Below are 25948 nucleotides of genomic sequence, written 5' to 3'. Positions count from 1 at the left end.
CGGGCGGAGGTGTCACGGGACCGACCGACCTCGCGTCGGTCCCGTGACGGGGCGCGCCCCATCGTTGACGACACACTCCTGAAAGGTGGCAGAGGACGTGGGCAAGGGACTTGGCCGCTATCTGGTCTATCGAATCCTGTTGTTGATCCCGCTCCTGTTCGGTGTCTCCGTCCTGACGTTCCTCCTGGTCCGTCTCGGCGACTCCAACCCGGCAGTGATGGTGGCAGGGCCCACGGCGACGCTGGACCAGATCAAGGCAATCGAAGCCGAGATGGGGCTGGACCGCCCCCTGCCCGTGCAGTACTGGACGTGGCTCACCAACGCTCTCCAGGGAGATCTCGGCACCTCCTGGATGTCCAACCGGCCGGTGACCGAGGAGCTGTGGGAGAAGCTCCCGATCACCTTGGAGCTCATCGGCTTCGGGATGGCTGGCGCGATCCTCTTCGGTGTCGTGATCGGCGTGGCCTCAGCCGTGCGGCAGCGTCGCTTGCTGGACCAGGCACTGCGCATCGTCACCCTTGCTGGAGTCTCCATCCCGATCTTCTGGGGTGCGCTGCTGATGATCACCTTCTTCTTCAGCGTCCTCGGCTGGGCGCCTGCTCCGCTCGGGCGGGTCGACCGCGGTCTGGCGGAGCCGCCCCACATCACCGGGATGCTCGTCTTCGACAGTGTGGTCACCGGCTACTTCGCCACGGCGATGTCGGCATTGGCGCACCTGGCCCTGCCCGCGCTCACCATCTCCTTGATCACCGGCGCCACGATCGCCAAGCAGGTGCGAGCCGCCATGGTCGAGACCCTCGGCAGCTCAGCGGTGCGCTATGCGAGGGCTTGCGGAATGCCTGAACGTGGAGTGGTCTGGCTGGCCTTCCGCAATGCCTTGCCCGACCTGATCGGTTTCTTCGGGATCACCTTCAGCCTTGCCCTGGGTGGCGCGGCGATCTCCGAACTCATCTTCTCCTGGGGTGGTCTCGGCCAGCTCGGCCTTGAAGCCATCACCAACGCCGACTTCGCCGCAGTGCAGGGCTTCATCCTGGTCATGGGCGTCCTGACCGCGGCGATCTATCTCATCGCCGACCTGCTGGTCGCGGCAATCGACCCGAGAGTGAAGTTCCAATGAGCAGCACGTTGCCTGACGACGCAGCGGCGTCGACAAGCCCGTTGCCGGCGGCCGGAGGCCCTCCGGCCCATGTCGACCACGACGAGGTCGGTGCCCTGCGCGCCGGGTTCCGTGGCCTGTGGAGGTTCATGACCTCCAGCATGGCGGCGTTCACCGGCACCACCATCGTCTTCTGCTTCGTGGTCGTCGGTGCCCTGGCGGACGTGCTCGTGCCGACAGACCCGATGAAGGTCTTCGGCAGCGACGTGCTCAAACCACCCAGCGGCGAGCACTGGTTCGGCACCGACGGCAACGGGATGGATGTCTTCGCCCGCTCGATCCATGCCATCCAGATCGACCTGGTCATCTCCGTCACCGCTGTCGCGATCTCGATCGCGCTCGGTGTGGCGCTCGGTCTGGTCGCGGGCTACCGCGGTGGCTGGTTCGAGATGGTGCTGTTGCGGGTGATGGATGTGCTACAGGCCTTCCCAGCGCTGATCCTGGCGCTGGCCGTCGTTGCTGCATCGCAGGAGTCGATCGCGGCGGTCATCTTCGTGATTGCGCTGCTCGACACCCCGGTCTTCATCCGCATGACCCGCGGTCAGGTGCTGAGCCTGCGCGAGGCCATGTATGTCGAGGCAGCACGCGCCACGGGCAACAAGCCCTGGCGCATCATGTGGCGCCACATCATGCCCAACACGCTTCCGCCGTTGATCATCCAGACCGCAGTGCGGCTGGCCTGGTCGGTCATGATCGTCTCTTCGTTGGCCTTCGTCGGCGTCGGCATCCAGGTGCCGACCCCCGAGTGGGGCGCAATGATCCGTCACGGTTCGACGTTCGTGACCTCCGGCCAGTGGTGGCCCTCGGTCTTCCCCGGCCTGGCCCTGATGTTGCTCGTGCTCGGCTTCAACCTCTTGGCAGACGCCATCCAGGACCACCTCGACCCGAGGAAGGACTGAGAGTCGTGTCATTGCTCTCGATCAGGGACCTACGCGTCCACATCGCTACCGCCGTCGGCACGGTCCATGCGCTGAACGGCGTTAACCTCGAGGTGGCCGAGCGCGAGATCGTCGGCCTCATCGGCGAGACCGGCGCCGGCAAGTCACTGACTGCCTGGTCGGTGCTCGGGCTCCTCGGAGGCCGGGCCGAGGTGGTGGCGGGCACCGCTGAGTTCGACGGCGTCGACCTTGTCTCCATGCCGGAGCGCCGCCGCCGTCGGTTGCGCGGCAAGGATCTCGCGGTGATCGTGCAGAACCCGCGGGGTGCGCTCGACCCGCTGCGGTCGATCGGTCGCCAGATCGCCAAGGTCAACCGCCGGCACCGCGGCACCAGCAGGGTGCAGGCGAAGGCGAACGCCATCAGTGCGCTACGTGATGTCGGCATCGCCGACCCTGAGGGCCGGGCGAAGGCCTTCGCCCACCAACTCAGCGGAGGCATGGCGCAGCGGGTGCTGATCGCGTTGGCGATGATCAATGACCCCAAGCTGATCATCGCCGACGAGCCGACCACCGGTCTCGACCTCACCGTGCAGGCGCAGATCCTTGACCTGCTCCGGGCCAAGGTCGACGCGTCGGGCTCCGCAGTGCTGCTCATCACCCACGATCTCGGCGTGGTGGCCAACTACTGCGACCGGGTCTCGGTGATGTTTGCCGGCCGCATCATCGAGGAGGGGACGGTCACCCAGATCTTCAAGAACCCGCGCCACCCCTACACCCGAGCGCTCATCGGAGCCAGTCGGGAGACCCTCGAGCCTGACAACGAGGTGCTGGAGGTGCGTTCCGAGCCACCCAACCTCGTTGACCTGCCTGACGGCTGTCACTACCGGCCGCGCTGCCCCTTCGCTTCCGACGAGTGTGGTCAGCCCGTGCCGATGCGAGAAGGCGAGCAAGGCCACCGCACGCTCTGCCACTTCCCAGAGCCGCTGCGCCGCCACGACGCAGACGAACTCAAGACCGTGGAGAGGAGCGCGCCGTGACTGGTCACATCGAGGCCCGAGGCGTGGTGAAGACCTTCAGCGTCCGAGGCTCGCGGCAACTGGTGAAGGCGGTCAACGGCGTCGACATCGAGATCCCCCGCGGCAAGACTCTCGGCCTGGTGGGGAGAGCGGATCCGGCAAGAGCACCGTCGGTCGTTGCCTGCTCCGCCTGCTCGAACCCACCGAGGGCACCATCCGGCATGGCGACCAAGATCTCCTCGCCATGAAGGCCGAGCCGCTGCGCCGCCACCGAGCCCGCGCCACCATGGTCTTCCAGGATCCCTACGAGTCACTGAACCCACGCATGCGGATCCGCTCGGTGATCGAGGAGCCGTTGATGCTCCACACTCCGCTCGACCGGGCCGGTCGCCGGCGCCGCGCTGCGGAGCTGATGCGGATGGTGCAGTTGGAGACGTTCCACCTCGACCGCTACCCGCATGAGCTCAGCGGCGGCCAGTTGCAGCGCATCGGCATCGCTCGGGCGCTTGCCACCGATCCGGAGTTCCTGGTGCTTGACGAGCCGACGTCGTCGCTCGACCTCAGCGTCCGCGCCGGAGTGCTGCGCCTGCTCAAACGGTTGCAGCGTGAGCACGACATCACCTATCTCTTCATCTCCCACGATCTGGCGACCGTCGCTGCGATGTCCGACGAGGTGGCGGTGATGTACCTCGGCACCGTGATCGAGCGTGGCCGCGCCGCCGAGGTGCTGGGCAACCCGCAGCACCCCTATTCCCAAGCGTTGCTCTCGGCCGCGCTGCCGGTCGACCCCGACCAGCGACGTACCCGCCTGGTGTTGGCGGGGAGACCCCCAGCCCCGTCAATCTGCCGCCCGGCTGCCCGCTCGCTCCACGTTGTCCACTGCGTCGCGATGAGTGCGAGACCGCGGTGCCGCCGCTGCACCAGGTCTCGCCGGGGCACGGGGCAGCCTGCGTCCGCGTGCCTGAAGGAACCAACAAGCTTCCGGCTGCCGTGCCGGCCATCATCCCTGCGAGCTGAGGAGAAAGTCCTGAACGCCCATCCCTACTCCCACCTCTTCGAGCCGATCAAGATCGGTCCGAAGGTTGCCAAGAACCGTCTCTGGATGACGGCACACAGCACCCAGTTGGTGAAGGACCACAACTTCACCGACCGGCACGTCGCCTATTACGCCGAGCGCGCCAAGGGTGGCGTCGGGGTCATCACCATGGAGGCGATGGCGACCCACCCGACCACTCAGCCCTACGAAGGCAAGATCTTCGCCTTCGACCGTGCGGTCATCCCCAACTATCAGAAGCTCAGCAAGGCCGTGCACGAGCACGGAGCGCTGCTGCTGGCCCAGCCGTGGCACCGTGGCCGTGAGACAAACGGTGTGGTCAACCGCCTGCCCGTGTGGGCGCCGTCCAGCGTGCCCTGCACCGTCTATCGCGAGATGCCGCACACGATGGACGAGGAGAACATCAACGAGATCCTCGAGGGCTACACCCTGGCGGCGCGCTATGCGGCCGAAGGCGGTCTCGACGGTGTCGAGGTGCATGGTCTGGCTCACGGCTACCTGCTCGGCCAGTTCCTCTCCCCGGCCACCAACCACCGCACCGATCAATACGGCGGCTCGGACGAGAACCGGCTCCGCATCGTCCTGGAGATCATCGAGCGGACCCGCCGTGAGGTCGGGCCCGACCTGATTGTGGGCGTACGCATCAATGGTGACGACGGTGAGGTCGAAGGTGGCCTACGGACCGAGCACTGGGCGCAGATCGCCCGGACCATTGCCGACACCGGCCTGATCGACTACGTCTCGGTCACCCAGGGCACCTACCAGAACCGCATGCTCATCTATCCCACGACTCCGCGTGAGCAGGGCTATCAGATGGAGGCGACGCGGCAGATCAAGCAGATGGTGCCCGAGCTGCCCGTCGTGGTCGCCGGCCGGATGACCTCGCCGGAGAAGGCCGAGTACGCCGTCGCGAGCGGCGCTGCCGACATGGTCGGCATGGCCCGCACCCTGATCGCCGACCCGGAGTGGCCCAACAAGGCGCTCGAGCAGCGCGAGGCCGACATCCGCCCCTGCGTGGGCGCCAACCATTGCATGGCCTCGATCGTCAGCGCGCCGCTGGCCTGCATCCACAACCCGGCCGTCGGCCGAGAGGCGGAGATGGGCACCGGCACCCTGGAGATCACCAGCCGCCCGCGTTCGGTCGCTGTCGTCGGCGGGGGTCCCGGTGGACTGCGCGCGGCGCTCACCCTCTCCCAGCGCGGTCACGAGGTGACGCTCTTCGAGAAGGGCGCCGAGCTCGGTGGCCAAGTCAACTGGATCGCCCGGTCCGAGAGCTATGCGGAGTGGGGGAGCATCGCAGGCTGGCTGATCAGCCAGCTGCGCGACACCGCCGTGAAGGTCGAGCTCGGGGTCGAGGCGACCCTCGACTCCCTCAAGGGATACGACAGTGTCGTCGTCGCGACCGGCTCCACCCCGCTGCGCACCGGCTGGAGCATGAATCACCCGATCCGGTGGGCGTCCGGCGAAGGGGTGCCCGGCGTCGACCAGTTCAACGTGATCACCGCGGAGGAGGCGCTACGCAACCACGCCGAGCTCGGCCCCAACGTCATGGTCTTCGACGATCTCGGGGGACGGCACGCGGTCGTGGTGGCCGAGCACCTGCAGGCCAACCGACACCAGGTCGAGCTGGTCACCACGCTCAGCTCGGTAGCCCCCGAGCTCTCGGCGACCCGCGACGTCGGCTGGGTGCACAAGCGGCTGCGCACCGCGGGCGTCGTCTTCACCCCCAATCGGGAGGTTGCCGGGATCGAGGAGGACGTCGTCACGCTGCGTGACGTGCACACCGGCGAGACCGAGGAGCGTGAACCGGTCGACTCCGTCGTGCTGATCACGGGGAGCAAGGCCGAGGACTCCTCTACTACGGCCTCAAGGAGGCCGGCGTCGAGGTGCGCGCAGTCGGCGACTGCGTCTCTCCGCGCCGAGTGTTCAACGCCATCTGGGAAGCCGAACTGGCTGCCCGCGAGATCTGAGGAGAAGAAGCATGTCGAAGGTGACCTATGAGTGGCAGTACGACGAGGAAGGCAAGACGGCGCTGGAGGAGGTGCGCGCGCGTCGTGGGTTCACCCTGCCGGTGCACGAGGTCATGGCCTCGGTCGACCCCGAGATCCTGCGGGCCTACAACTCCTTGGCCGGCAACCTGATCTTCGGTCCCGAGCCGCGCCATCTCGACCTCAAGACCCGCTTCCTGGTGCTGGTCGGCATCACCACCGCGGTCAAGGGCGACCGCGAGGGCGTCGAGTGGGCGACTCGCAACGCGATGAAGTACGGCGCCACTGAGCAGGAGGTCCTGGAGGCCATCCTCCTTTCCGGCCTGCCGGGTGGCATGCCGACAGTGGAGGCAGCCACCATCGCCTTCGCCGAGATGCTGCAGGGCAAGGGCTGGGTGGAGAACTCCGAGGCAACTGAGGCCGACGCCTGATGCCCCACGCCTTCGAAGCCGAGATCTGCTCGATCTCAGGTGCGGTCGAGACGCGGACCTTCCAGGTCGCGCGGATGTACAACATGGGTTCGGCGACCCGTGACGCCGACGTTGCGGTGCACCACCAGAAGGAGGTTGCGGACGCCGGTGTCACGATCGCCTTCGACATCCCAGCCCCGCGCATCTATCCGATCACGCCTCAGGCGCTGACCACCTCGACCAACGTCGAGGTGCACGGCACCCGCACGTCGGGCGAGGTCGAGATCGTGTTGGTCGTGGCCGAGGACGACGTCTTCGTGGGGGTCGGCTCCGACCACACCGATCGCGACCTGGAGCGGGTCAGCATCGTCTACAGCAAGCAGACCTGCCCCAATGTGCTCGCGCCACAACTGTGGCGGCTCTCCGAGGTGGCGGACCACTGGGACCAGTGCGTGCTCGAATCCTGGGTCGACGGCGAGCTCTACCAGCAGACTCCGACCGGCACCTTCCACTCACCGGCCGACCTGCTGCGGATCCTGGCGGAGCGGGCCAACCCACCCGCCCGCGACTTCGTGCTGTACGCCGGCACGATCGTCGCGCTCGACGGCGCGTTGAGCTATGGCACCGAGTGGCGCTTCCGCCTGTACGACCCGGTGCTCGATCGCGAGATCGTGCACACCTATCAGCTCGAGGGCCTGATGTCAGAGATGGCTGACGGCTTCCGCGTGCCCCTGACCGTTGAGGCGCAGGTGAGTTGACGTGTATGGGAGCACGGCACGCATCGGGCTGATCGTCCCTTCGACCAACTCCGTCGTCGAGCCCGAACTCAACCGGCACGCGCCCGAAGGCGTCGCCTTCTATGCAACCCGCGTGCCGGTCGCCGAGGTCGCCACGGAGGCGGAGAAGGTCGCGAGCATCGTGGCGATGCGTGACCGGCTCCCGGCCGCGGCAGCCGAACTCGGCTCGCTCGGGCCGGCTGCCCTCGCCTATGCCTGCACGTCCGGCAGCTTCCTCAACGGCCGCGACGTGGATGCCCAGACCTGCGCCGACTTGCGAGCGTCGAGCGGGGTGCCGGCCTACACGACCTCCACGGCCGTGGTCACCGCCCTCATCTCGTTGGGGGTACGTCGCCTCGTGGTGGTCACGCCCTACATCGAGCCAGTCGCGCTCGGAGCGGTGGACTATCTGCAACAAGGTGGCTTCGAGGTCGTGGGCCGTGCGGATCTCGGTCTCCTCAGCAACCTGGAGAAGGGCCGACTGCCGGCCGAGGCCAGCAGCGAGCTCGTGCGCACGGTCGATCTCTCCGCGGCTGACGCCGTGATGATCAGTTGCACGAACTGGCGGACCTTGGACAGATTGCCGGCCCTGGAGGCAGAGATCGGCCTGCCCGTCGTCTCCAGCAACCTCGCGACCCTGTGGGCCGGCCTACGGTTGGCCGGTGTCGAGACCGGGGGCCCGACGTACGGCTGATGCGGGAGCCGGGGGACGAGCTCCACACTCGCCTGGGCACGCAGTGAGCGGCTCCGTGCCGCTGGTCCGCCGTGAGACCGTTCGGGCAGGAGACGGTGTCGTGCACCTGCGGGCGGTCGACTCGATCGCCGAGACGTCGGCTTCGGAACCGCTGGTGCTGATCCATCAGTCTCCGCTCTCCTCACGTCGCTTCGAGCCGTTGCTGACGCAGGTGGCGACGTGGACCTCGGCCATCGCTCCGGACACTCCCGGCTACGGGGAGTCGCCGCCGTTGGCGGCGGAGACCAGTGTCGAGGAATTGGCCGACGCGTTGTGGGCGGCGATTGATCATCTGGCGCCTGGTGGCGTGCATCTGCTGGGCCGGGCGACCGGCGCGGTCCTGGCTGCGCAGATGACCGCGGTCCACCCGGAGCGGGTGCGACATCTGGTGCTGCACGGTGTGCCGCTCTACACGGCCGAGGAGGCGGCGTCGCGACTGGCCGACTTCGCTCCGCCCTACGTGCTCGACGACGACGGTGGTCATCTCGACTGGATCTGGCGGCGGATCCGCGGCGAGTACCCGTGGGCGCCTCCCGAGCTGGTGACTTCCTTCGTCGCCGACTACTTGACGGCTGGTCCTGACTTCGCGACCGGCTATCGCGCGATGTGGCGCTTCGACCTGGACTCGGCGCTGCGGGTGATCGAGGAGGCGGGGGTACGCACCACCTTGATCGCCGGCGGCCGCGACCGCATCGGCTTCATGCATGAACGTGCCCGATCCCGGATCACGTGGGCTGACGAACGGGTGCTTGCGGAGGCGACCGACTTCGTTGCCGAGCAGGATCCGCTCGGCTTCAGCCTGGTGCTCCGGGAGTTGTTTGCAACACGGCAGTAGCGCGTTGACGTGGCTCGGCGCAGCCACGTAGGCTCGCAGAGCGGAACGATGTTCGCGTCAGCGGAACACCCAGCCCAGACCCTCTCACCTCGGGGCGAGAAGAACTCGCCAGCCGCACAAGGAGATGACCCATGCAGCACGGCCCACTGACCGGTATGCGTGTGATCGACGTTTCAACGATCCTGGCTGGCCCGCTGTGCTGCCAGATCCTGGGGGACTTCGGAGCGGAGGTCATCAAGATCGAGCACCCCACGGCTGGCGACAGCATGCGCGGTCACGGCGAGTCCAAGGATGGCGAGCCGCTGTGGTGGAAGGAGATCTCGCGCAACAAGCGCACGGTCGGGTTGAGCCTCTCCGACCCCGACGGAGCCGCCGCGTTTCGGGCACTCGCGGCAACCGCCGACGTCGTTGTCGAGAACTTCCGCCCCGGCACCCTCGAGCGCTGGGGCCTGGCGCCGGAAGCCCTGCGCGAGCAGAACCCCGGACTGATCGTGCTGCGCATCACCGGTTTCGGGCAGACCGGCCCCTACGCCGCGCGTGCCGGGTTCGGCACCTTGGCCGAGGCGATGAGCGGTTTTGCCCACCTCACCGGTCAGCCCGACGGGCCGCCCACCCTGCCCGCCTTCGGGCTGGCCGACAGCATCTGCGGGATCGCAGCCTCCTCTGCCGTCTCGATGGCCCTGCTCGCCCGGGAGCGCAACGGGGGCCGAGGCCAGGACATCGACGCAAACCTGCTGCTGCCGATCATGACGGCCGTAGGGCCGGGCGCGACCTTCTATCAGCAGAACGGCACGATCGGGCAGCGCCACGGCAACCGCTCGACCAACAACGCGCCGCGCAACACCTATCAGACCGCCGACGGTTCCTGGGTCGCGATCTCCACCAGCGCCCAGCGAATCGCCGAGCGGGTGCTGGAGCTGGTCGGGCACCCCGAGGTGATCGCCGAACCCTGGTTCGCCGCCGGGCACTCCCGTGCCCAACATGCCGACCTGCTCGACGGCTACGTCGGTGCCTGGATCGGCCAGCGCACCCGAGACGAGGTGGTCGCGGAGTTCACCGCCGCGGGTGCTGCCGTCGCTCCCGTCTATGACTCCCGCGACCTTGCCGAGGACGAGCACGTGCGAGTCACGCGCATGCTCCACACCGTGCCCGACGAGGCGCTCGGTGACGTGCTCATGCACGACGTGATGTGGCGGATGTCCGAGACGCCGGGCCAGATCCGCTTCACCGGTCGCTCGCTCGGACACGACACCGATTCCGTCCTGGTCGATGAGCTCGGACTCTCCGCTGACCACATCGCCGACCTGCGGCGTCGCAATGTCGTCGCCTGACGGCCCCCATCACACCCAACGAGATGACGAAGGAAATGACCACGTGACGACCGTGATCCCCTCCCGTGCACCCGCGCCGCTGCTGGCGGCCCTGAGCGACGGAGTCGAGATCTTCGACCTGGGCCGGCAATATGCAGTCGGCATGCCGCAATCGCCGAACCACCCGGCGTACTGGCACGCACTGCCCCGTCGCCACGGCGACATGGTCCGTACCGATGGCGGATCGGCGGCCAACGACATGATCAGCCTCGGCACCCACGTCGGCACGCACATCGACGCGCTCGCGCACGTCTCCCACGACGGCAAGCTCTATGGCGACCTGCCCGTGGAGGAAGCACTGATCGCCGGCCGCTACGACAAGCTCGGCGTGCACACCATCGCCCCGATGGTCTGCCGCGGCGTGCTGCTCGACGTGCCGGCCGCGCTCGACACCCCGCAGGGCTGCGAAGCCGGCTACGAGATCACGCGCGCCGACCTCGAGACGACGGTGCAGAAGCAGGGCACCCGACCGGTGGCGGGCGACGTCGTCCTCATCCGGAGCGGCTGGGGGCAGCTCTTCGACGAAGGTGCACCGTATGTTGGCGGCGAGTCCGGGGTGCCCGGCGTCGGTGAAGAGGGTGCTCGCTGGATCGCCGAGCACCAGGTGCGTGCTGCCGGTGCCGACACGATCGCCTTCGAGCGACTCGCGCCGGGCGCGGGTCATGCCGTTCTGCCGGCACACCGGGTGCTCCTCGTCGAGAACGGCATCTACATCATCGAGGCCATGGATCTCGAGGAGCTGGCAGCCGCTGGTCATCACGAGTTCCTCTTCGTTCTCTCCCCGCTGGCTCTCTACGGTGCCACCGGCTCGCCGGTCCGGCCCTTGGCGGTGGTGACCCGTGGCTGACACCGTCTCCACCGAGCAGACCCTCGCGCAGCAGTTGGGTGCGTTCGCCGCGGACGTCGCCCGAGACGGAGTGCCCGAGACGGTCGCCAACAGCGTCGTGCAGCGGGTCGTCGACATCCTGGGGCTGTGCCTGGGCGCTCGATCGTTGCCGACCAGTCAGGCAGCGATCGACTACGTGCTTGACGCGGGTGGCGCCGAGCGCGCCACGGCGGTCGGAACCGAGCGGCGCCTGCCGGCGCCAGCGGCCGCATTCGTCAACGGCGTCCTGGCCCATTCGTTGGACTACGACGACACGCACCTGCCCTCCGTGCTGCACCCCAGCGCCAATGTCGTCCCCGCCGCTCTCGCGGCTGCCGAGGACGTGGGCGCGTCGGGAGAGGACGTCGTCCGTGCTGTCGCAGTGGGTCTGGAGATCGCGGTGCGACTCGGGATGGCCGGTTACGACGAGAAGCTCGGCAACTCGGTCTTCTTCGAACACGGTCAGCACGCGACCTCGATCTGCGGAGCCATGGGTGCCGCTGCTGCAGCTGCCGTGGTCACCGGGCTCGATGAGGAAGGTGTCGTCCACGCGCTCGGGCTGGCGGCGTCCCGGGCATCGGGAATCCTGGAGGCGAACCGCACCGGCGGCACCGTCAAGCGCCTGCACTGCGGGTGGGCCGCGGAATCCGGCGTCAGCGCCGCGCAGCTCGTCGGCCGGGGCTTCACCGGGCCGCCGTCCGTCCTGGAGGGGCGCTTCGGATTCTTCGAGTCGTGGCTGCACGGTTCCCGGGTCGACTACGACGCCGTGAGCTCTGGCCTGGGCGAGACCTGGGCGGTGCCGGGGATCTTCTTCAAGCCCTACCCGGCCAACCACTTCACGCACGCTGCGGTCGACGCCGGCATCGAGTTGCGCAACCGTGGGGTGAAGCCGAACGATGTCGTCCGGCTGGTGCTCGGCGTGCCGGGCGCTGCGCACCGCACCATCGGACAGCCGATCGAGGTGAAGCGGGCGCCCGCGACTGGCTATCAGGCGCAGTTCAGCGGCCCCTATGCCTTGGCGGCCGGGCTGCTCGGCGGCGGCGGTCTGGGAGTCGCGCTCTCTGACTACACGGACGACCTCGCGGTCGACCCGGAGCGCCGTGCGCTGATGGCCAAGATCGATGTCGTCGCCGATCCGCAGTGCGACGAGATCTTTCCCCACCAGTTCCCGGCGGTGGTCACTGCCGAACTCACCGGCGGCCGGACGGAGCGGATCGAGATCCTCACCAACCGGGGCGGACCGCAGCGTCCGTTGAGTGATGACGAACTGGCTGCGAAGTTCCGGGTGAACGCTGCCGGCGAGCTCACCGACTCGGCGATCACCACGATCGAGGCCCACCTGCGCACCCTGCGCTCGCTCACATCGGTCACCGACCTGATGCAGCTCTTCGCTCCCACTTCGGACCGCCGCGGCTGACCGCGGCTCAACCAACCACCCCAAGAGGAAGGCACCTCCCGATGGACCTGCTGATCAAGAATGTTCGCGCCGTCATCCCCGGCCACGCCGATCCGGTCGCGGCGGACATCGCCGTCGCCGACGGGCGGATCGTCGAGATCGCACCGGATCTCGACCCCGTCGACGACGCGCGGGTGGTGGACGGGCAGGGCCGGCTGGCCTTCCCCGGCGTGGTCGACGCCCATCAGCACTGGGGCATCTACAACCCTCTCGCGGAGGATGCTGCGATCGAGAGCCGTGCCTGTGCCCAGGGTGGCGTCACCACCGGCATCACCTACATGCGCACCGGGCAGTACTACCTCAACAAGGGGGCGAGTACGCCGAGTTCTTCCCCGAGGTGCTTTCCATCACCGAGGGCAAGTCCTACGTCGACTACGCCTTCCACCTCGCGCCGATGATGAAGCGACACATCGAGGAGATCCCCGACCTGGTGAGCGAGCACGGGGTGACGTCGTTCAAGGTCTTCATGTTCTACGGCAGCCACGGCCTGCACGGTCGCTCCGCTGACCAGAACTCGTTCCTGATGATCCCCGAGGGGGAGCGCTACGACTATGCGCACTTCGAGTTCGTCATGCGTGGTGTGCAGAAGGCCCGCGAGCAGTTCCCGGAGTTTGCCGACGAGATCTCCCTCTCGCTGCACTGCGAGACGGCCGAGATCATGGCGGCGTACACCAAGATGGTGGAGGACGCCGGCGAGTTGTCGGGACTCGAGGCCTACCACGAGAGCCGCCCGCCGCACTCCGAGGGCCTCGCGATCAGCATCGCCTCCTACCTCGCCCACGAGACCGGCCTGCCGACCATCAACCTGCTGCACCTGACCTCGCGCAAGGCGGTCGACGCCGCCCTGCGGATGTCGCAAGCGTTCCCGCACATCAACTTCCGCCGCGAGGTGACGGTCGGGCATCTGCTCGCAGACATCACCACCGCCAACGGCAACGGCGCCAAGGTCAACCCGCCGATCCGCCCCCGCGAGGACGTCGAGGCGCTGTGGGAATACCTGATCGACGGCAAGATCGACTGGGTCGTCTCCGACCACGCCTGCTGCAAGGACGAGATGAAGTTCGGTGACGACCGCGACGACGTCTTCGTTGCCAAGTCTGGTTTCGGTGGTGCGGAGTACCTGCTCGCCGGGATGGTCACCGAGGGCACCAAGCGGGGTCTCTCCCACGGTCAGATCGCTGCGCTGGTCTCGACGAACCCGGCTGAGCGCTTCGGGCTGCGCACCAAGGGCTCCTTGGCCGCTGGCATGGATGCTGACATCGTGCTCGTTGACCCGGAGCAGGAGTGGACGGTCCGGGCTGAGGAGTCGGAGTCCGCCCAGGAGTACACCCCGTTCGAGGGCTTCAACATGACCGCCAAGGTGACCGATACCTTCGTGCGTGGCCGTCAGGTCTTCGGTGACGGCAACGTGCTCGGCGAGCCCGCCGGTCGCTACCTCGCGCGTCCGCTCTCCCGGGGTTGATCCCATGTCCGCCTTGCTGACATCGGCACGGAGTTACCTTTACGTGCCGGGCGACCGGCCAGACCGTTTCACCAAGGCGGCCACCAGCGGCGCCGATGCTGTCGTCCTCGATCTCGAGGATGGTGTCGGCGCCGCTGGCAAGGACGCCGCGCATTCAGCGGTGGCCGATCATGCGCGCACCGCGGGTGTGCAGTGGTGGGTGCGCGTCGATCCCGCACGCCTCGTCGATGGTCTGTGTGCGGCGGCACGGCCCGGCACGTCCGGCGTCTTCGTTCCCTCAGCCGAGCCGCGGCTGCTTGCCGAGGTCGATCGGCAACTCACCGCCATCGAAGCCGAACGGGGATTGCCGCGCCTCGCGGTGATCGGCCTGCTGGAGACGGCTGTCGGGGTCGCCGACGTTCGTCTGGTGGCCGCCTCGCCGCGGATTCATCGACTCGGCATCGGGGAGGCAGATCTGGCCGCAGCGCTGGGGATGCGGCCCGACCCCCAGCGGCGGGAGCTCTGGTCCGTCCGTAGTGATCTGGTCGTTGCGAGTGCTCTGGCTGGGATCGAGCAGCCTGTGGGGCCGGTCGAGACCGGCCTGCAGGATCTGGATGCGCTGGCTTCCTCCACCGCACTGCTTGTGCGGCAGGGCTTTGCTGCGCGCACCTTGATCCATCCGCGCCAGGTTCCCGTCGTCCACGATGCCCTCGCTCCGACAGAGGACGAGATCGCCGGTGCGAGGAAGGTGCTCCAAGCTCTCGACCGGGCGACGCACGACGGTAGCGGGGTGGCGGTCGATGAACGCGGCGTCTTCGTCGACGCCGCAGTCGCCCGCAGCGCGCGCGCCGTCCTTGCGCGCGTGGCTCGGGCCTGACGCTGGGAACCGTTCAACTGCGGTTCGACGATGGTTCGCCGCCCGGGGGACTCTCGGTCGCGAGGTTGCGATTCGGTGGGACGGTCTGCGACTCGGGTCGTGGCCCGACCGCTCTCATCGCCGCGCCTGGAGGTACCCCCGGTGAAGACCACAACACGTTGCTCCGGAGCAGAGGCCTGGGCACGGTCCATCGCGGGTGTCATGGTGATCGCGCTCTTGATGACCGCAGGTCTCGCTGGTTCGGGGCACGCTGCCCCGGCCGTCCCCGCCACCGGCAACGTACCCCTCCTCGCGGCAGCGCCGACGCTGCCGATGGCCGCGGCGGGCGACGTCCCGGAGGCCGACGTGGTCAGCGTCGACTTCGCTGCGGACGGCCCGGTGGAACATGTCAGGGGTCGCGACGTCAGCGTGGTCGGTGCGGCGCCCGATGTCGACTACGACGAGACCGTGCAGCGCCACGTCGCAAAGTTCGCAGCCGATGAGGCCAAACCCAGCACCGGCACCGGTGGCTATCTCTACGACATCGCCGACGCTTGGTCCCACGGCCCCGACGAGGTAGGGGCAGACCTGCTCGACGGTGGCACCTTCGAGTGCTATTTCCGCTATGACGGGGACAACCCCGTCCCGGCCGGCCAGGCCAGCCAACTCTGCGTCGGCGGTCCTCAGGGTTACGGCTTCTACCTGCCCGCGACAGGCTGCTGCTTGCGCTTCAAGGCCACCGCGACCACGGCGAACAAGAACACCGCAACTGCACCCGTCCCCACGCGGACAGGCGAATGGGTCCACGCAGTGGCGACCGTCGGCGACGGCGACATCAAGCTCTATCTCAACGGCGTGCCCGCCACCGAGATCCCACAGGAGCCAGGCAATGCGGTCGGCACCGGTCGCAACCATGCCGGCCCCTACACGAACCTCAACGTCGACGAGGTGGGCGCGTGGGGCATCGGTGCCGCGCCGACCGCCGACGGGTTCACACAGCCGGCCAACATCGCGGTCGCCGCCTCCAGAGTGTGGAGCGCGGTGCTCACCCCCGAGCAGGTGGCCGCCCTCTGGCGACAGGAACGACCCGCGGCGCCTGACGTCGACGTGCCCAGTGCAGACATCCTCGACGTCGATTTCTCCGACGTCGACCATCCGTTCCGCGACCTGTCGCCCTCCGACCGCGAGGCCAAGGTGACTGGCTCGGCCGACATCACTCCCAGCAGCGTCTTCGCCACCCAGCCGCACCACGTCTACACCACCGACGGCGAGAAGGACCATGTCTTCTATCCGCTCCAGGACGCGTGGGCCGACACCGGCATGCCCCGCACCGACGAGATCGCCACCTGGGCCGACGACACCTGGGCCGGTGACGGCATCACCCTGCAGTGCGACGTCCGGTTCAACGGCGAGCTCCCCGCCACCGGCAGCCCGCACTTCTGCGCCGGCAAGAGCGCCGGCGGCTTCGGCATGCACGTCGACGGCTCCAAGATCGTAGCGACCTTCCACCTCAATGGCGGCTACAAGACCGTCACCTCCCCGGCCATCGCCGCCGGCGTGTGGCACAGCGTCGTGGCGACGTACGACGGCGCGAAGGTCGCGCTCTATCTCGACGGCGAGCTGGTCGACACCAACACCACCAACACGTCCGGCCCGATCAAGGCCCCGACCGCCGGCTCGATCATCGAGCCCTATGTGCGCTACTACGCCATCGGCTCCGATGTGAAGGGACATGGAGCCGTCGAGACACCGGCCCCGGTCTCGGTCGGCACCGCCCGCGTGTGGAGCACCGCGCTCGACGCCGAGCAGGCCGCGCAGCTGCACCAGGACTCCTTCGGCGACAGCATCACCGCCATCGAGCTGACGTCCTCGTCGCCGGCTGCCGGCGACGTGGTCACCTCTCCGGTCGAGTTCGACGTCGTCATCGGCCACCAGGAGCAGGCGACCGGCTGGCGCTACGAGCTCGACGGCACGGCGATCCGTCCGGGCGAGGTCATCGGCTCCGGCATGGCTGCCGGACAGCACGAGATCGTCGTCACCGCCACCGACGTCTTCGGGCGGCCCGTGCATTGGACGATCCCCTTCTCCTCCGTGCGGATCCCCAGTGGTGGTGGCACCGACACCAAGCAGGGATCCGGCACGGTGAGCATCTCGGCGATCGCGACCGGCCCTGGGAGCGAGGTCACCACCACCTTCAAGAAGGCCGCCCGCACTGCGGCGTCCGGTGGCGTACAGGGCACCGTGGCGCAGTCGCCGGCGAACCTCGGCCTCCACTTCGACGACCAGATCGAGGACCGCGCCGAGATCTCCGGCCCGCTGACCGCCGGTGACGGAGAGACCGTCGCCACCCCGGCCAGCCACGACCGGTTCCCCTTCCAGCGCTTCGACGTCGAGGTGCCCAACGCCGATGCTGGGCAGCAGGTGCTCTGGAGCGGCGTCGTGGACCCGGCGCGAGCCGCCAACCTGTGGGTCTGGGACAACAACCACGACACCTGGGTGCTGCTCGCCCAAGCGCGTGGCGAGGCCACCGGCGACACCCGTCTCCAGGGTGCGCTGCGCCCGCGGATGATCGACACCACCGACGCCGATCGCCCGGTCGTGCACGTGCTCGTCACCGCCGAGGACCCCTTCGTCGACGACCTGTCGCCGCGCGACTCCTCCGCCGGGGCGCCCGATGTCAAGGATCGCTTCGAGGACCCGGACGACTACCAGTTCTCCTTCGTCCACTACACCGACCAGCAATACACCACCGAGGCCGCCTCCGGCAGCCAGATGGAATGGCCCAGCAGCCTCCCGTGGCAACACCTCGACGGTGCCACGAACACGCCAGAGGAAGCGTCGGTCTTCGAGCACTCCCTACGGGTGCAGAACGAGTGGATCGCCGCCAACAAGGACGACCGCAAGATCAAGTATGTCGCCAACACCGGTGACGTGATCAACAGCCACGTCTCCGGCAACGACGTCCGGTTCGACCCCGACGCGATCGATCCCGGGGACGGCACGAGTGTCTACGACTACACGACCTCCGACGGCGCCGTGCCCGGCGCCAAGGAGCAGGTGAAGAACGAGTTCCTTGCCATCCGCTCCGTCCAGGAGGCGCTGTGGAACTCGGGACTGCCCAACCAGATGATCGCCGGAAACCACGACAACCGCAGTGGCACCCACAACGGTCCGCTCTCGCCCTTCGCGGCATTCTTCGACGCCACCACCTACTACGACCAGGCCGCGGGCGCCTGGCCGGCGGACGCGTCGTACCACACGATGGACGAGGTGACCGACGCCGAGACCGGTGCCGTCGTCAGCCGGGGAGCGGACAACTCCAACAACTACGTGCTCTTCTCCGCGGGTGGGCTCGACTTCGTGGCGGTCGGCCTCTCCTACGGGGTGACGCAGGAGGAGTCGGACTGGGCAGACGCGGTCTTCAAGCGCTACTCCGATCGCAACGGCATCCTCATCACGCACGGCTACCTGAGCGCGTCTGCGGAGCCCGACGGTCGAGGCGCCAAGCTCGGCGCCGACGGCTCCAAGCTGTACGACGAGGTCGTGCGCACCAACGACAACGTCTTCCTGGTGCTCGGTGGCCACTTCCACGGCATTGGCACCAACGTCGACGCGATTCCCGGCGCGAAGGTGAGCAACAAGGTGGTGCAGCTGCTCGCCGACTACCAGGGCTACATGGCCCCCGCCGCCATCGTCTTCACCAAGGAGCGCTGCGAGGCAGCCGGCCTCGACCCGTCGACCCAGTGCGTGATGGGCACCGGCGAGGACGCCGGGAAGATCGACGTGGACGGCGACGGCACCTGGGAACACCGCGCCTCCGACAAGCTGGCGCTGGGAGCGAGCTATCTGCGGATGCTTCAGTTCGACACCGAGGCCAACACGATGTCGGTCGACACCTACTCGCCGTTCCTCGACGAGTTCGGGGCGACCCGCTATGACCACGGCAACTCGCCCAAGACCACGCCGGAGCCGATCAAGCGCTACAACGGCGCCGAGGACAACTTCACGGTGCCGGTCAACCTGACCACCCGCACCACCTCGTTCGTCTCCGATGGTCTGGCGGTGATCACGCCCACTGCGGAGGTCATCGGAGAGCAGACCGTGAAGTCGGGCTTCCCCGCCACGGTCGAATGGGCTGGCCTGACCGAGGGTGAGACGTATGCCTGGGTCGCGACCAGCACCTTGGCCGGCGAGGAGTCCGGCGTCGTCGACCAGTTCGGCGGGGTCTTCGTGGCCAGCGCGGCGGGCACCGACACCACGCCGCCCACCCTGACGATCCCGGCCGCCGCCACGATCGCGGTGGGGAGGCCTTCGACCCGCGCAGCGGGGTGAGCGCCAGCGACGACACCGACGGTGACGTCACCGATCGGATCGAGGTGATCGGCGGCGTCGACTCGGCCTCCGCCGGGCAGTATGTGCTGACCTATCGCGTTGCCGACACCAACGGCAACGAAGCGCTCGGATCCCGAGTCGTCACGGTTGTCGCGCCGGAGCTGGCCAGCACCCGGATCGTCGCACCGAACATCGAGTGGAGTCAGGACGACCCCCGCACCCTCACCGCCGAGGTGGCCCCAACCACAGCCACCGGCACCGTTCAGTTCCACCTCGACGACGAGGTGATCTGCGAGGTCGCCGTGGGCGCGGACGGCGTCGCCGCATGCACGCTCGACGAGGCGTGGGCCGAACTTCCGGCGGGCGCCTACCCGGTGCTGGCGGTCTACTCCGGCGACGAGGCTCACGAGGCTGCGCAGCGCGTCTTCCTGGCCACGGTGCTCGGGGACCCCGGGCTGACCGAGTCCGCCGTCGAGTCCGACGACCTGTCCATTGTCTATGGCAAGTCCGTCAACATCCCCGTCAGCGTCTGGGGTGACCGGCCGACCGGCACCGTGACGCTCAGCGATGGCACCGGGGTCCTTGCCTCGACCGAACTCGGCCGGACTGGCGGGGTGGTCCGCCTGCCAAGTCGCTCGCTCGACCCGGGCAGCCACCGCCTGACGCTGCTCTACGCCGGTGACTTCGCCAACCTGCCTTCCTCCACCGAGGTCGTCGTCCAGGTCGCGAAGGCGCCTCCGAAGGTGGTCGTGAAGCTGAAGCGCACGAAGCAGCGCCTGGGGAAGGTCATCGTCGTCGCAGTAGTCAAGGTGAAGGGCGCTGGCATCGGCGCGACGCCGACCGGCAAGGTGCGGATCAAGACGGGCAAGAAGGCTCGCACCGTCAGCCTCGAGTCGGGCAGGGCCACCGCGAGGTTCGGTCGCCACGGCGCCAAGGCACGGCCACGGGTGGTCGTGAACTACCGCGGCGATCGGCTCTTCGCCCCCGTCAAGGTGCGGCAGCGGCTGGGCAAGCGGAACTGAGGCGACGGTGTTCACTCGGCCGCATGAGTGAACACCGCTACGTCTGATCCTGGCAGCACCTCCGTTGTCAGGATGCAACCAATCCTGCGGGGTCTCGACAGGCTCGACCAACGGGTGGGCTCGACCTACGGGGTCTCGACAGGCTCGACCAACGGGTGGGCTCGACCCACGGGTGGGGTCGGCCCACGGGTTAGTTAAATCAGGCGCTTGACACAACTAGGGGTCGAATCTAGAGTTCCGGCAAGGCCACGGCCGAACCAGGGACCAGCTGCGACCTGCAACTGCCCGCCGGGAGACCCGAGGAGCCGTTCCGTCGAATCGGCGGCTGTTTCGGTCCAGACGAAGACAGCCACGCCACCGAGCGTCACCACCCGCGTGGCGGACCATTCGCAGGCCGCAGTCAGCGCGCCCGAAACCCAACGCACCCGAAGGACCATGAGGTGTCCATGAAGCACAGCCCCGTCGACCTTGACCGCCTGTTCCATCCCTTGCGGGTCGCCGTCATCGGCGCGTCCGAGACCGAGGGGCACCCGGCCACGGGCAGTTGGCGGAGGGTGCGTGACTGGGCGGGGCGAATGGGCGCCGAGGCAGTGCCGGTCAATCCCAAGCGATCGACGGTGGACGGGGTGGATGCCTTCGCGGCGATCGGCGACGTACCAGGCGAGATCGATGTCGCCGTCATCCTCATCGGCGACGTCGCCACAGCCCTGGAACAGGTTGCCCGGAGCGATGCGAAGTTCGCGATCGTCTTCGCCGCCGGTTTTGCTGAGACGGGGGACGAGGGTGTCGAGCGGCAGGCAGAGCTGGAGTCCCTCATCCGCGACAGCGGACTGCGGGTACTGGGTCCCAACACAAACATGAACCTCTTCGAGACGTTTCGTGAGGACCTTGGTGGGCCGGCGATCGCGCTGATCACCCAGAGCGGCCACCAAGGCAGACCCGTCTTCCAGGGGCAGGAGCTCGGCATCCGCTTCAGCCACTGGGCACCGACCGGCAACGAGATGGACCTCGATGCGGCGGACTTCGTGAGCTACTTCGCCGAGCAACCGGCGACTGGTGCCATCGCGGCGTACCTCGAGGGCTTCCGTGACGGTCCGGCGTTCCTTCGCGCTGCTGCTGCCGCTGCCGAGAGGTCCGTCCCCATCGTCGCGGTCAAGGTGGGGCGGACCGAGATGGGCAAGTCCTGGGCGCAGTCGCACACGGGGCACCTGGCCGGCACCGATGCCGTCACGGAGGCGGCGTTCCGGCAGTTCGGCATCGCGCGGGTGGACGGCCTCGACGAGCTGCTCGACACCTCCATGTTGCTCGCTCGCGCGCAGGCCCCGACTGCTGACGGCGTCTGCGTGTATTCGATCTCCGGTGGGACCAGCGCGCACATGGCTGACCTGCTGACCGGCGCCGGCATCAACATCCCCGAGCTGTCGCCGACCACCCAGGAAGCCCTGCGGCAGTGGATCCCTGACTACCTCCGCACCGACAACCCGGTCGACAGCGGCGGTGCTCCCGTCGGGGACGAGCGAGGCCGGCGCATCCTCGACGCCCTGCTCGCCGACCCGGCCATCGGCGTACTCGTGGTGCCCATTGCCGGCGTGTTCCCACCGCTCAGCGACCGACTCGTCGCGGACCTGATCGCCGTGGCCGAGACGACCGACAAGCCGGTGTGCGTGATCTGGGGATCACCAGCCGCCACCGAGGATGCCTACCGGACCCACCTCCTCGGCTCCGACGTCCCGGTGTTCCGCACCTCCGCGAACTGCGTGACCGCGCTGCGTTCCTACTTCGACCACCACCGCTTCCTGGCGCGCGGCCAGGTGGAGGGACCGCCGTCGCGGGACTCGGCACCGGTGCCCGGTCCCACCCTCAACGAGGTCGAGTCCAAGCAGCTCCTCGAGGCGTACGGCGTCACCGTCACCCGCGACGTGTTGGCGCAGGACGTCGCCACCGCCGTGGCTGCCGCGACCGAGATCGGCATGCCCGTCGTGATGAAGGCGGCATCGGCGCAGATCGCCCACAAGTCGGACCACGGGTTGGTGCGGATCGGGATCCAGGACTCCAGCAGCGTCGCTGCGACCTTCCGGCAGTTCGTCGACGTGGTCGCCTCCGTCCCCAGCGCGGAGCTCGACGGCGTGTTGGTCGCCGAGCAGGTGATCGGCGGTGTGGAGACCGTCGTGGGCCTGACCGACGACGAAGTGTTCGGGCCCGTCGTGATGTTCGGGATGGGCGGGACGGCCGTCGAGGTCTATCGCGATGTCAGCTTCCGGATTCCGCCTTTCGACCGCGACGAGGCCCATCGGATGGTGCGCGAGCTCCGCGGGTCGGTCCTCCTGACTGGTCATCGCGGCGCGCCCCCGACGGATCTGGAGGCGATCGTGGACGTCATCATGGCGGTGCAACGGATCGCCCAGGACGGCGAGATCATCGAGCTCGACGTGAATCCGCTACTCGCACTGCCTGATCGCGCTGTCGCACTGGACGCCATGGCCAGGCGGGCCGCGCCGCCAGGAGGTCAGCGATGAGGGGCGCCTGCGCGATCGTCGGGGTGGGGGACACCCCCTTCACCCGAGGCACGGACAAGTCGACGTTGGAGCTGCACCTCGAGGCGTCGTTGCAGGCGATCTCCGATGCGGGTGTCGAGCCCGCCGACATCGACGCAGTGCTCCCCAGCTCGCTGGCAGGTCTCGCGGTGGAGGACTTCATCGCCTGTCTCGGCCTCACCGACCTCGCCTACAGCGCCACGACCCACATGGGTGGCAGCAGCCTGATCGCGTCCGTGCAGACCGCGTGCATGGCGGTCACCAGCGGGGTCGCGACCTGCGTCCTGGTGCCCGCGGGCCGCCGAGGATTCTCGGGCGAGCGCATCTCGACCGGCAATGCGGTGCGCCATCCGGCCGCCCACGCCATGCATGAGTTCGAGATCCCGCTCGGCAACGTGGGCGCCCCCCAGTGGTTCGCACAGGCGGCCCAACGGCACATGCACCAGTACGGCACCACCAGTGAGCAGCTCGCACATGTCGCGATGAACAGCCGCCGAAACGCGAACCTCAATCCGCACGCCTACATGCACGGTCGCCCGATGACGCTCGAGGACCACCAGTCGTCGCCGATGATCACGACGCCCTTCCGCATGCTCGACTGCTCCCTCGAGACCGACGGTGCTGGCGCACTGCTGGTCACCAGCGTCGAGCGGGCCCGTCAGCTGCGTCGGCCGGTCGTGACGATCGCCGGCGTCGGCCAGTCGCACAGCAGCACACCGTTGTCCTTGACCGAGAGCCCCGACATGGCCGTGGTGCAGGGAGTGCGTACGGCGGCGAAGCGTGCACTCGACATGGCGGAGGCGTCGGTGACGGAAATGGACCTGTTCAACATCCACGAAGGGTTCAGCTGGTACGTGATCGCGGCACTCGAGGCGCTCGGCGTCGTACCGCCGGGCGAAGGTGGTCCCTACGTCCAGGACGGCAACATCGCACTCGAAGGACCGACTCCGGTGAATCCCCATGGCGGGGCGCTGTCGGAGGGGCACGCCTCGGGCGTCAACCACGTGATCGAGGCCGTCCGGCAGTTGCGGCGCGAGGTGGAGCCGGCCCGCCAGATCGTCGACGTCGAATCCGCGCTGGTCGTCAATGAGGGTGGATTCTTCGACGGCGCAGCGCTGGTGCTGAGGAGGGACCGATGACCCATCGCCCACTTCCCGACCCCACGCCGCTGACCGAGGGCTTCTGGGCGGCTGCTGGAAACCACGAGCTCGTCGCCCAGCGCTGCGCAAACTGCGACGTGCTCCGGCACTACCCCCGCCCGCTCTGCCCGTCCTGCGCGAGCACGGAATGGCACTGGCATCGGCTCGGCGGACACGGGACGGTGTACACCTACACCGTCACCCACCGTGCGTTCCACCCCGCGTGGGCCGACCAGGTGCCGTACGCCGTGGTGACCGTCGACCTCGACGAGGGAGTCCGGATGGTGGGGCAGCTCCACGGTGCCGATCCTGCCCGGGTGCAGATCGGTGCTCGTGTCGAGGTCCGGTTCGAGGAGTACGGCGGCCCCGACGGTCGGTCGATGACGCTCCCGGGATTCCAGCTCTGCCCTGACCCCGCACCAACTCCAGTACGCAGCAGTGTCCAGCCAACCCCAGCCCGCCAATCCAAGGAGTGAGTCATGTTCTCCGGAGTACCGTTCTCTCGAACACTACGCACGACGCTCGTGTTGCCGGTCGCGTTGATGACCTTCGCCGCCTGCAGCAGCAGCACTGGCATCTCGGACGGCCCGGACGACCGGGCCGACAGGACCTACCGGGAAGGCATGGTTGGCGCGGAGGACGGCGGTGACCCCAAGGACGGCGGGGTCCTGACGGTGGGGTCCTTCGCGGAGCCGGGCAACCTGGACCCGGCCGCTGTCTTCGTGTCGGGTTCGGCAGGTGGCACCGAGATCTTGGCGGTCTTCGACAGCCTGCTTCGCTACGACAGCAGCTCGACGGAGTTCGTGCCACAGTTGGCGAAGTCCCTCGAGCCCAACGACGACAGCACGGTGTGGACGCTGGAACTCCGCCAGGGCGTGTCCTTCACCGACGGCACGCCTCTCGACGCCGATGCGGTCCTGGCGAGTCAGGAGCGCTACGTGAAGAACAAGGGCATCGACGCCGCGCTGTGGAACGAGAACGTCGTCAAGGCGACCAAGGTCGACGACATCACCGTCGAATACGAGTTGAAGAGATCGTGGCCGAACTTCCCGAGCCTGCTGAGCACCGGACTGGGCATGATCGTGGCCGCGTCCTCGGATGCCGGCGCAGAGTTCGAGCCGGTGGGGGCCGGACCGTTCAAGTTGGCTGATCGATCGGTCGGTGAAGACCTGACCCTCGCCAGGAACGACAGCTACTGGGCAGGTCCGCCGCATCTGGACGCGGTCCGCTTTGCCTACCTCAGCTCACCGGACGTCACCCAGGACTCACTCAAGGCAGGGGAGATCGACGTCGCCTTCGCCAGGGATCCCCGCATCGTGGAGGAGAACCTCGACAGCGGTCTCGCGGGCTACTTGAACATGGTTGCTGCCAGCGACGGCGCCATCATCAATGCCAACGAAGGGCGTCCCGGCGAGGACGTACGTGTCCGGAAGGCGGTGCAGCTCGCGATCGATCCGGAACTCATCAGGCAGCGTGTCAACGGCGGCAGTGGTATCGCCGACTCCCGGATGTTCCCTCCCTACTCGCAGTGGCACACCGACGTGGCCGGGCCGGCGTACGACCCCGAAGAGGCCAAGCGACTCCTGCAGGATGCCAAGGCAGATGGCTACGACGGCAAGATCACCTACCTGGATGGTGTGGACCCGGCTGCCCGCGACACCTCTCTCGCCTTGAAGGCTCTCCTCGAGAACGTCGGCTTCGAGGTGGAGCGCGAAACCGTGAGGTCTGCGAGCGAACTGATCACCCGGGTCCATCACCTGGACTACGACCTCGCCGGTTGGGGGTTGTCCTACCGCGAGAGTGAGCCGTACTCCAAGATGTTCTCCACCCTGCACACTGCTGGGGCGATGAGTTACGGCATGGCCACCTCGGACGAGATGGATGCCCTGCTCGCTGAGTTCCAGACGGCGGCCGACGCAGCGAAGAAGACCGAAGTGGCCGGTCGGATCCAGGAGTACTGGAACGAGAACGTCCCCTACGTCAACTGGGCGCCGATCGCTGAGCTCACGGCGTGGAACTCGAACGTGCACGGCATCGAGGGCTCGGCACGATCCATGGTGTCGCTGGCCGACGCCTGGATGCAGTAG

The 25948-nt window shown here is 68.0% G+C and carries 21 protein-coding genes; all 21 read left to right on the top strand.

All coding sequences use genetic code 11. The annotated features are described in order from the left end of the window. Nucleotides 1-85: 85 nt before the first annotated feature. The 21 genes from L1066_RS12510 to L1066_RS12410 all read left to right on the top strand — a co-directional run bounded on the left by L1066_RS12510 (nucleotide 86) and on the right by L1066_RS12410 (nucleotide 25948). The gene (locus tag L1066_RS12510; RefSeq protein WP_235736632.1) at nucleotides 86-1117 is read left to right on the top strand and encodes an ABC transporter permease; all 1032 of its coding nucleotides are present in this window, start codon (nucleotides 86-88) and stop codon (nucleotides 1115-1117) included. After that, nucleotides 1114-2055: an ABC transporter permease gene (locus L1066_RS12505; RefSeq protein WP_235736631.1), complete on the top strand. Its 942-nt coding sequence runs from the start codon at nucleotides 1114-1116 to the stop codon at nucleotides 2053-2055. The genes L1066_RS12510 and L1066_RS12505 overlap by 4 nt, the downstream gene beginning before the upstream one ends. 5 nt (nucleotides 2056-2060) lie before the next feature. After that, nucleotides 2061-3071 carry an ABC transporter ATP-binding protein gene (locus L1066_RS12500; protein ID WP_235736630.1) on the top strand — a complete coding sequence of 337 codons (1011 nt, stop codon included), beginning with the start codon at nucleotides 2061-2063 and terminating at the stop codon, nucleotides 3069-3071. Next, nucleotides 3068-3298: a hypothetical protein gene (locus L1066_RS12495; protein ID WP_235736689.1), complete on the top strand. Its 231-nt coding sequence runs from the start codon at nucleotides 3068-3070 to the stop codon at nucleotides 3296-3298. The genes L1066_RS12500 and L1066_RS12495 overlap by 4 nt, the downstream gene beginning before the upstream one ends. Continuing rightward, complete coding sequence (locus L1066_RS12490; RefSeq protein ID WP_235736685.1) at nucleotides 3232-6105, top strand: oxidoreductase; 2874 nt, start codon at nucleotides 3232-3234, stop codon at nucleotides 6103-6105. The genes L1066_RS12495 and L1066_RS12490 overlap by 67 nt, the downstream gene beginning before the upstream one ends. Continuing rightward, on the top strand, nucleotides 6086-6523 hold the full coding sequence (locus tag L1066_RS12485) for a carboxymuconolactone decarboxylase family protein (protein WP_235736629.1): 438 nt from the start codon (nucleotides 6086-6088) through the stop codon (nucleotides 6521-6523). The genes L1066_RS12490 and L1066_RS12485 overlap by 20 nt, the downstream gene beginning before the upstream one ends. Further along, nucleotides 6523-7260: a DUF2848 family protein gene (locus L1066_RS12480; RefSeq protein WP_235736628.1), complete on the top strand. Its 738-nt coding sequence runs from the start codon at nucleotides 6523-6525 to the stop codon at nucleotides 7258-7260. Before L1066_RS12485 ends, L1066_RS12480 begins: the two co-directional genes overlap by 1 nt. A 1-nt stretch (nucleotide 7261) precedes the next feature. Further along, nucleotides 7262-7972, top strand: a complete 711-nt coding sequence (locus L1066_RS12475; RefSeq protein WP_235736627.1) for a maleate cis-trans isomerase family protein — start codon at nucleotides 7262-7264, stop codon at nucleotides 7970-7972. A gap of 43 nt (nucleotides 7973-8015) precedes the next feature. Next, nucleotides 8016-8846 carry an alpha/beta fold hydrolase gene (locus L1066_RS12470; protein WP_235736626.1) on the top strand — a complete coding sequence of 277 codons (831 nt, stop codon included), beginning with the start codon at nucleotides 8016-8018 and terminating at the stop codon, nucleotides 8844-8846. Between the two features lie 131 nt (nucleotides 8847-8977). Beyond that, a complete protein-coding gene (locus L1066_RS12465; protein WP_235736625.1) occupies nucleotides 8978-10177 on the top strand; it encodes a CaiB/BaiF CoA transferase family protein in 1200 nt (399 codons plus the stop codon). Nucleotides 10178-10220: 43 nt separating this feature from the next. Then, nucleotides 10221-11063 carry a cyclase family protein gene (locus tag L1066_RS12460; protein WP_235736624.1) on the top strand — a complete coding sequence of 281 codons (843 nt, stop codon included), beginning with the start codon at nucleotides 10221-10223 and terminating at the stop codon, nucleotides 11061-11063. Beyond that, nucleotides 11056-12498 carry an MmgE/PrpD family protein gene (locus L1066_RS12455; protein WP_235736623.1) on the top strand — a complete coding sequence of 481 codons (1443 nt, stop codon included), beginning with the start codon at nucleotides 11056-11058 and terminating at the stop codon, nucleotides 12496-12498. The genes L1066_RS12460 and L1066_RS12455 overlap by 8 nt, the downstream gene beginning before the upstream one ends. A gap of 41 nt (nucleotides 12499-12539) precedes the next feature. Then, nucleotides 12540-12935, top strand: a complete 396-nt coding sequence (locus tag L1066_RS12450) for a hypothetical protein (protein ID WP_235736622.1) — start codon at nucleotides 12540-12542, stop codon at nucleotides 12933-12935. Next, entirely contained in the window at nucleotides 12875-13999 is a 1125-nt protein-coding gene (locus L1066_RS27735; RefSeq protein ID WP_235736621.1) for a dihydroorotase, read from the top strand. Before L1066_RS12450 ends, L1066_RS27735 begins: the two co-directional genes overlap by 61 nt. A gap of 4 nt (nucleotides 14000-14003) precedes the next feature. After that, nucleotides 14004-14855, top strand: coding sequence for an HpcH/HpaI aldolase/citrate lyase family protein (locus L1066_RS12440; protein WP_235736620.1), 852 nt, complete (start codon nucleotides 14004-14006; stop codon nucleotides 14853-14855). Between the two features lie 141 nt (nucleotides 14856-14996). Then, complete coding sequence (locus L1066_RS12435; protein WP_235736619.1) at nucleotides 14997-19166, top strand: LamG-like jellyroll fold domain-containing protein; 4170 nt, start codon at nucleotides 14997-14999, stop codon at nucleotides 19164-19166. Next, a complete protein-coding gene (locus L1066_RS12430) occupies nucleotides 19163-20188 on the top strand; it encodes an Ig-like domain repeat protein (protein ID WP_235736618.1) in 1026 nt (341 codons plus the stop codon). Before L1066_RS12435 ends, L1066_RS12430 begins: the two co-directional genes overlap by 4 nt. 446 nt (nucleotides 20189-20634) lie before the next feature. Then, nucleotides 20635-22704 (top strand): acetate--CoA ligase family protein, encoded by a 2070-nt coding sequence (locus tag L1066_RS12425; protein ID WP_235736617.1) that lies wholly within the window; start codon nucleotides 20635-20637, stop codon nucleotides 22702-22704. Next, nucleotides 22701-23861: a thiolase family protein gene (locus tag L1066_RS12420; protein ID WP_235736616.1), complete on the top strand. Its 1161-nt coding sequence runs from the start codon at nucleotides 22701-22703 to the stop codon at nucleotides 23859-23861. Before L1066_RS12425 ends, L1066_RS12420 begins: the two co-directional genes overlap by 4 nt. Further along, entirely contained in the window at nucleotides 23858-24337 is a 480-nt protein-coding gene (locus L1066_RS12415) for a Zn-ribbon domain-containing OB-fold protein (RefSeq protein WP_235736615.1), read from the top strand. Before L1066_RS12420 ends, L1066_RS12415 begins: the two co-directional genes overlap by 4 nt. Before the next feature lie 3 nt (nucleotides 24338-24340). Beyond that, on the top strand, nucleotides 24341-25948 hold the full coding sequence (locus L1066_RS12410) for an ABC transporter substrate-binding protein (protein ID WP_235736614.1): 1608 nt from the start codon (nucleotides 24341-24343) through the stop codon (nucleotides 25946-25948).

The sequence above is a fragment of the Nocardioides alcanivorans genome (assembly GCF_021555175.1).
Taxonomy (GTDB): domain Bacteria; phylum Actinomycetota; class Actinomycetes; order Propionibacteriales; family Nocardioidaceae; genus Nocardioides; species Nocardioides alcanivorans.
This window is presented reverse-complemented; position numbering and strand designations above follow the sequence as displayed.

Coding starts and splice junctions, on each gene's coding strand:
- L1066_RS12415 (WP_235736615.1), top strand. CDS start 23,858: ATGACCCATCGCCCACTTCCCGACCCCACGCCGCTGACCGAGGGCTTC.
- L1066_RS12465 (WP_235736625.1), top strand. CDS start 8,978: ATGCAGCACGGCCCACTGACCGGTATGCGTGTGATCGACGTTTCAACG.
- L1066_RS12485 (WP_235736629.1), top strand. CDS start 6,086: ATGTCGAAGGTGACCTATGAGTGGCAGTACGACGAGGAAGGCAAGACG.
- L1066_RS12420 (WP_235736616.1), top strand. CDS start 22,701: ATGAGGGGCGCCTGCGCGATCGTCGGGGTGGGGGACACCCCCTTCACC.
- L1066_RS12425 (WP_235736617.1), top strand. CDS start 20,635: ATGAAGCACAGCCCCGTCGACCTTGACCGCCTGTTCCATCCCTTGCGG.
- L1066_RS12450 (WP_235736622.1), top strand. CDS start 12,540: ATGGACCTGCTGATCAAGAATGTTCGCGCCGTCATCCCCGGCCACGCC.
- L1066_RS12440 (WP_235736620.1), top strand. CDS start 14,004: ATGTCCGCCTTGCTGACATCGGCACGGAGTTACCTTTACGTGCCGGGC.
- L1066_RS12480 (WP_235736628.1), top strand. CDS start 6,523: ATGCCCCACGCCTTCGAAGCCGAGATCTGCTCGATCTCAGGTGCGGTC.
- L1066_RS12505 (WP_235736631.1), top strand. CDS start 1,114: ATGAGCAGCACGTTGCCTGACGACGCAGCGGCGTCGACAAGCCCGTTG.
- L1066_RS12410 (WP_235736614.1), top strand. CDS start 24,341: ATGTTCTCCGGAGTACCGTTCTCTCGAACACTACGCACGACGCTCGTG.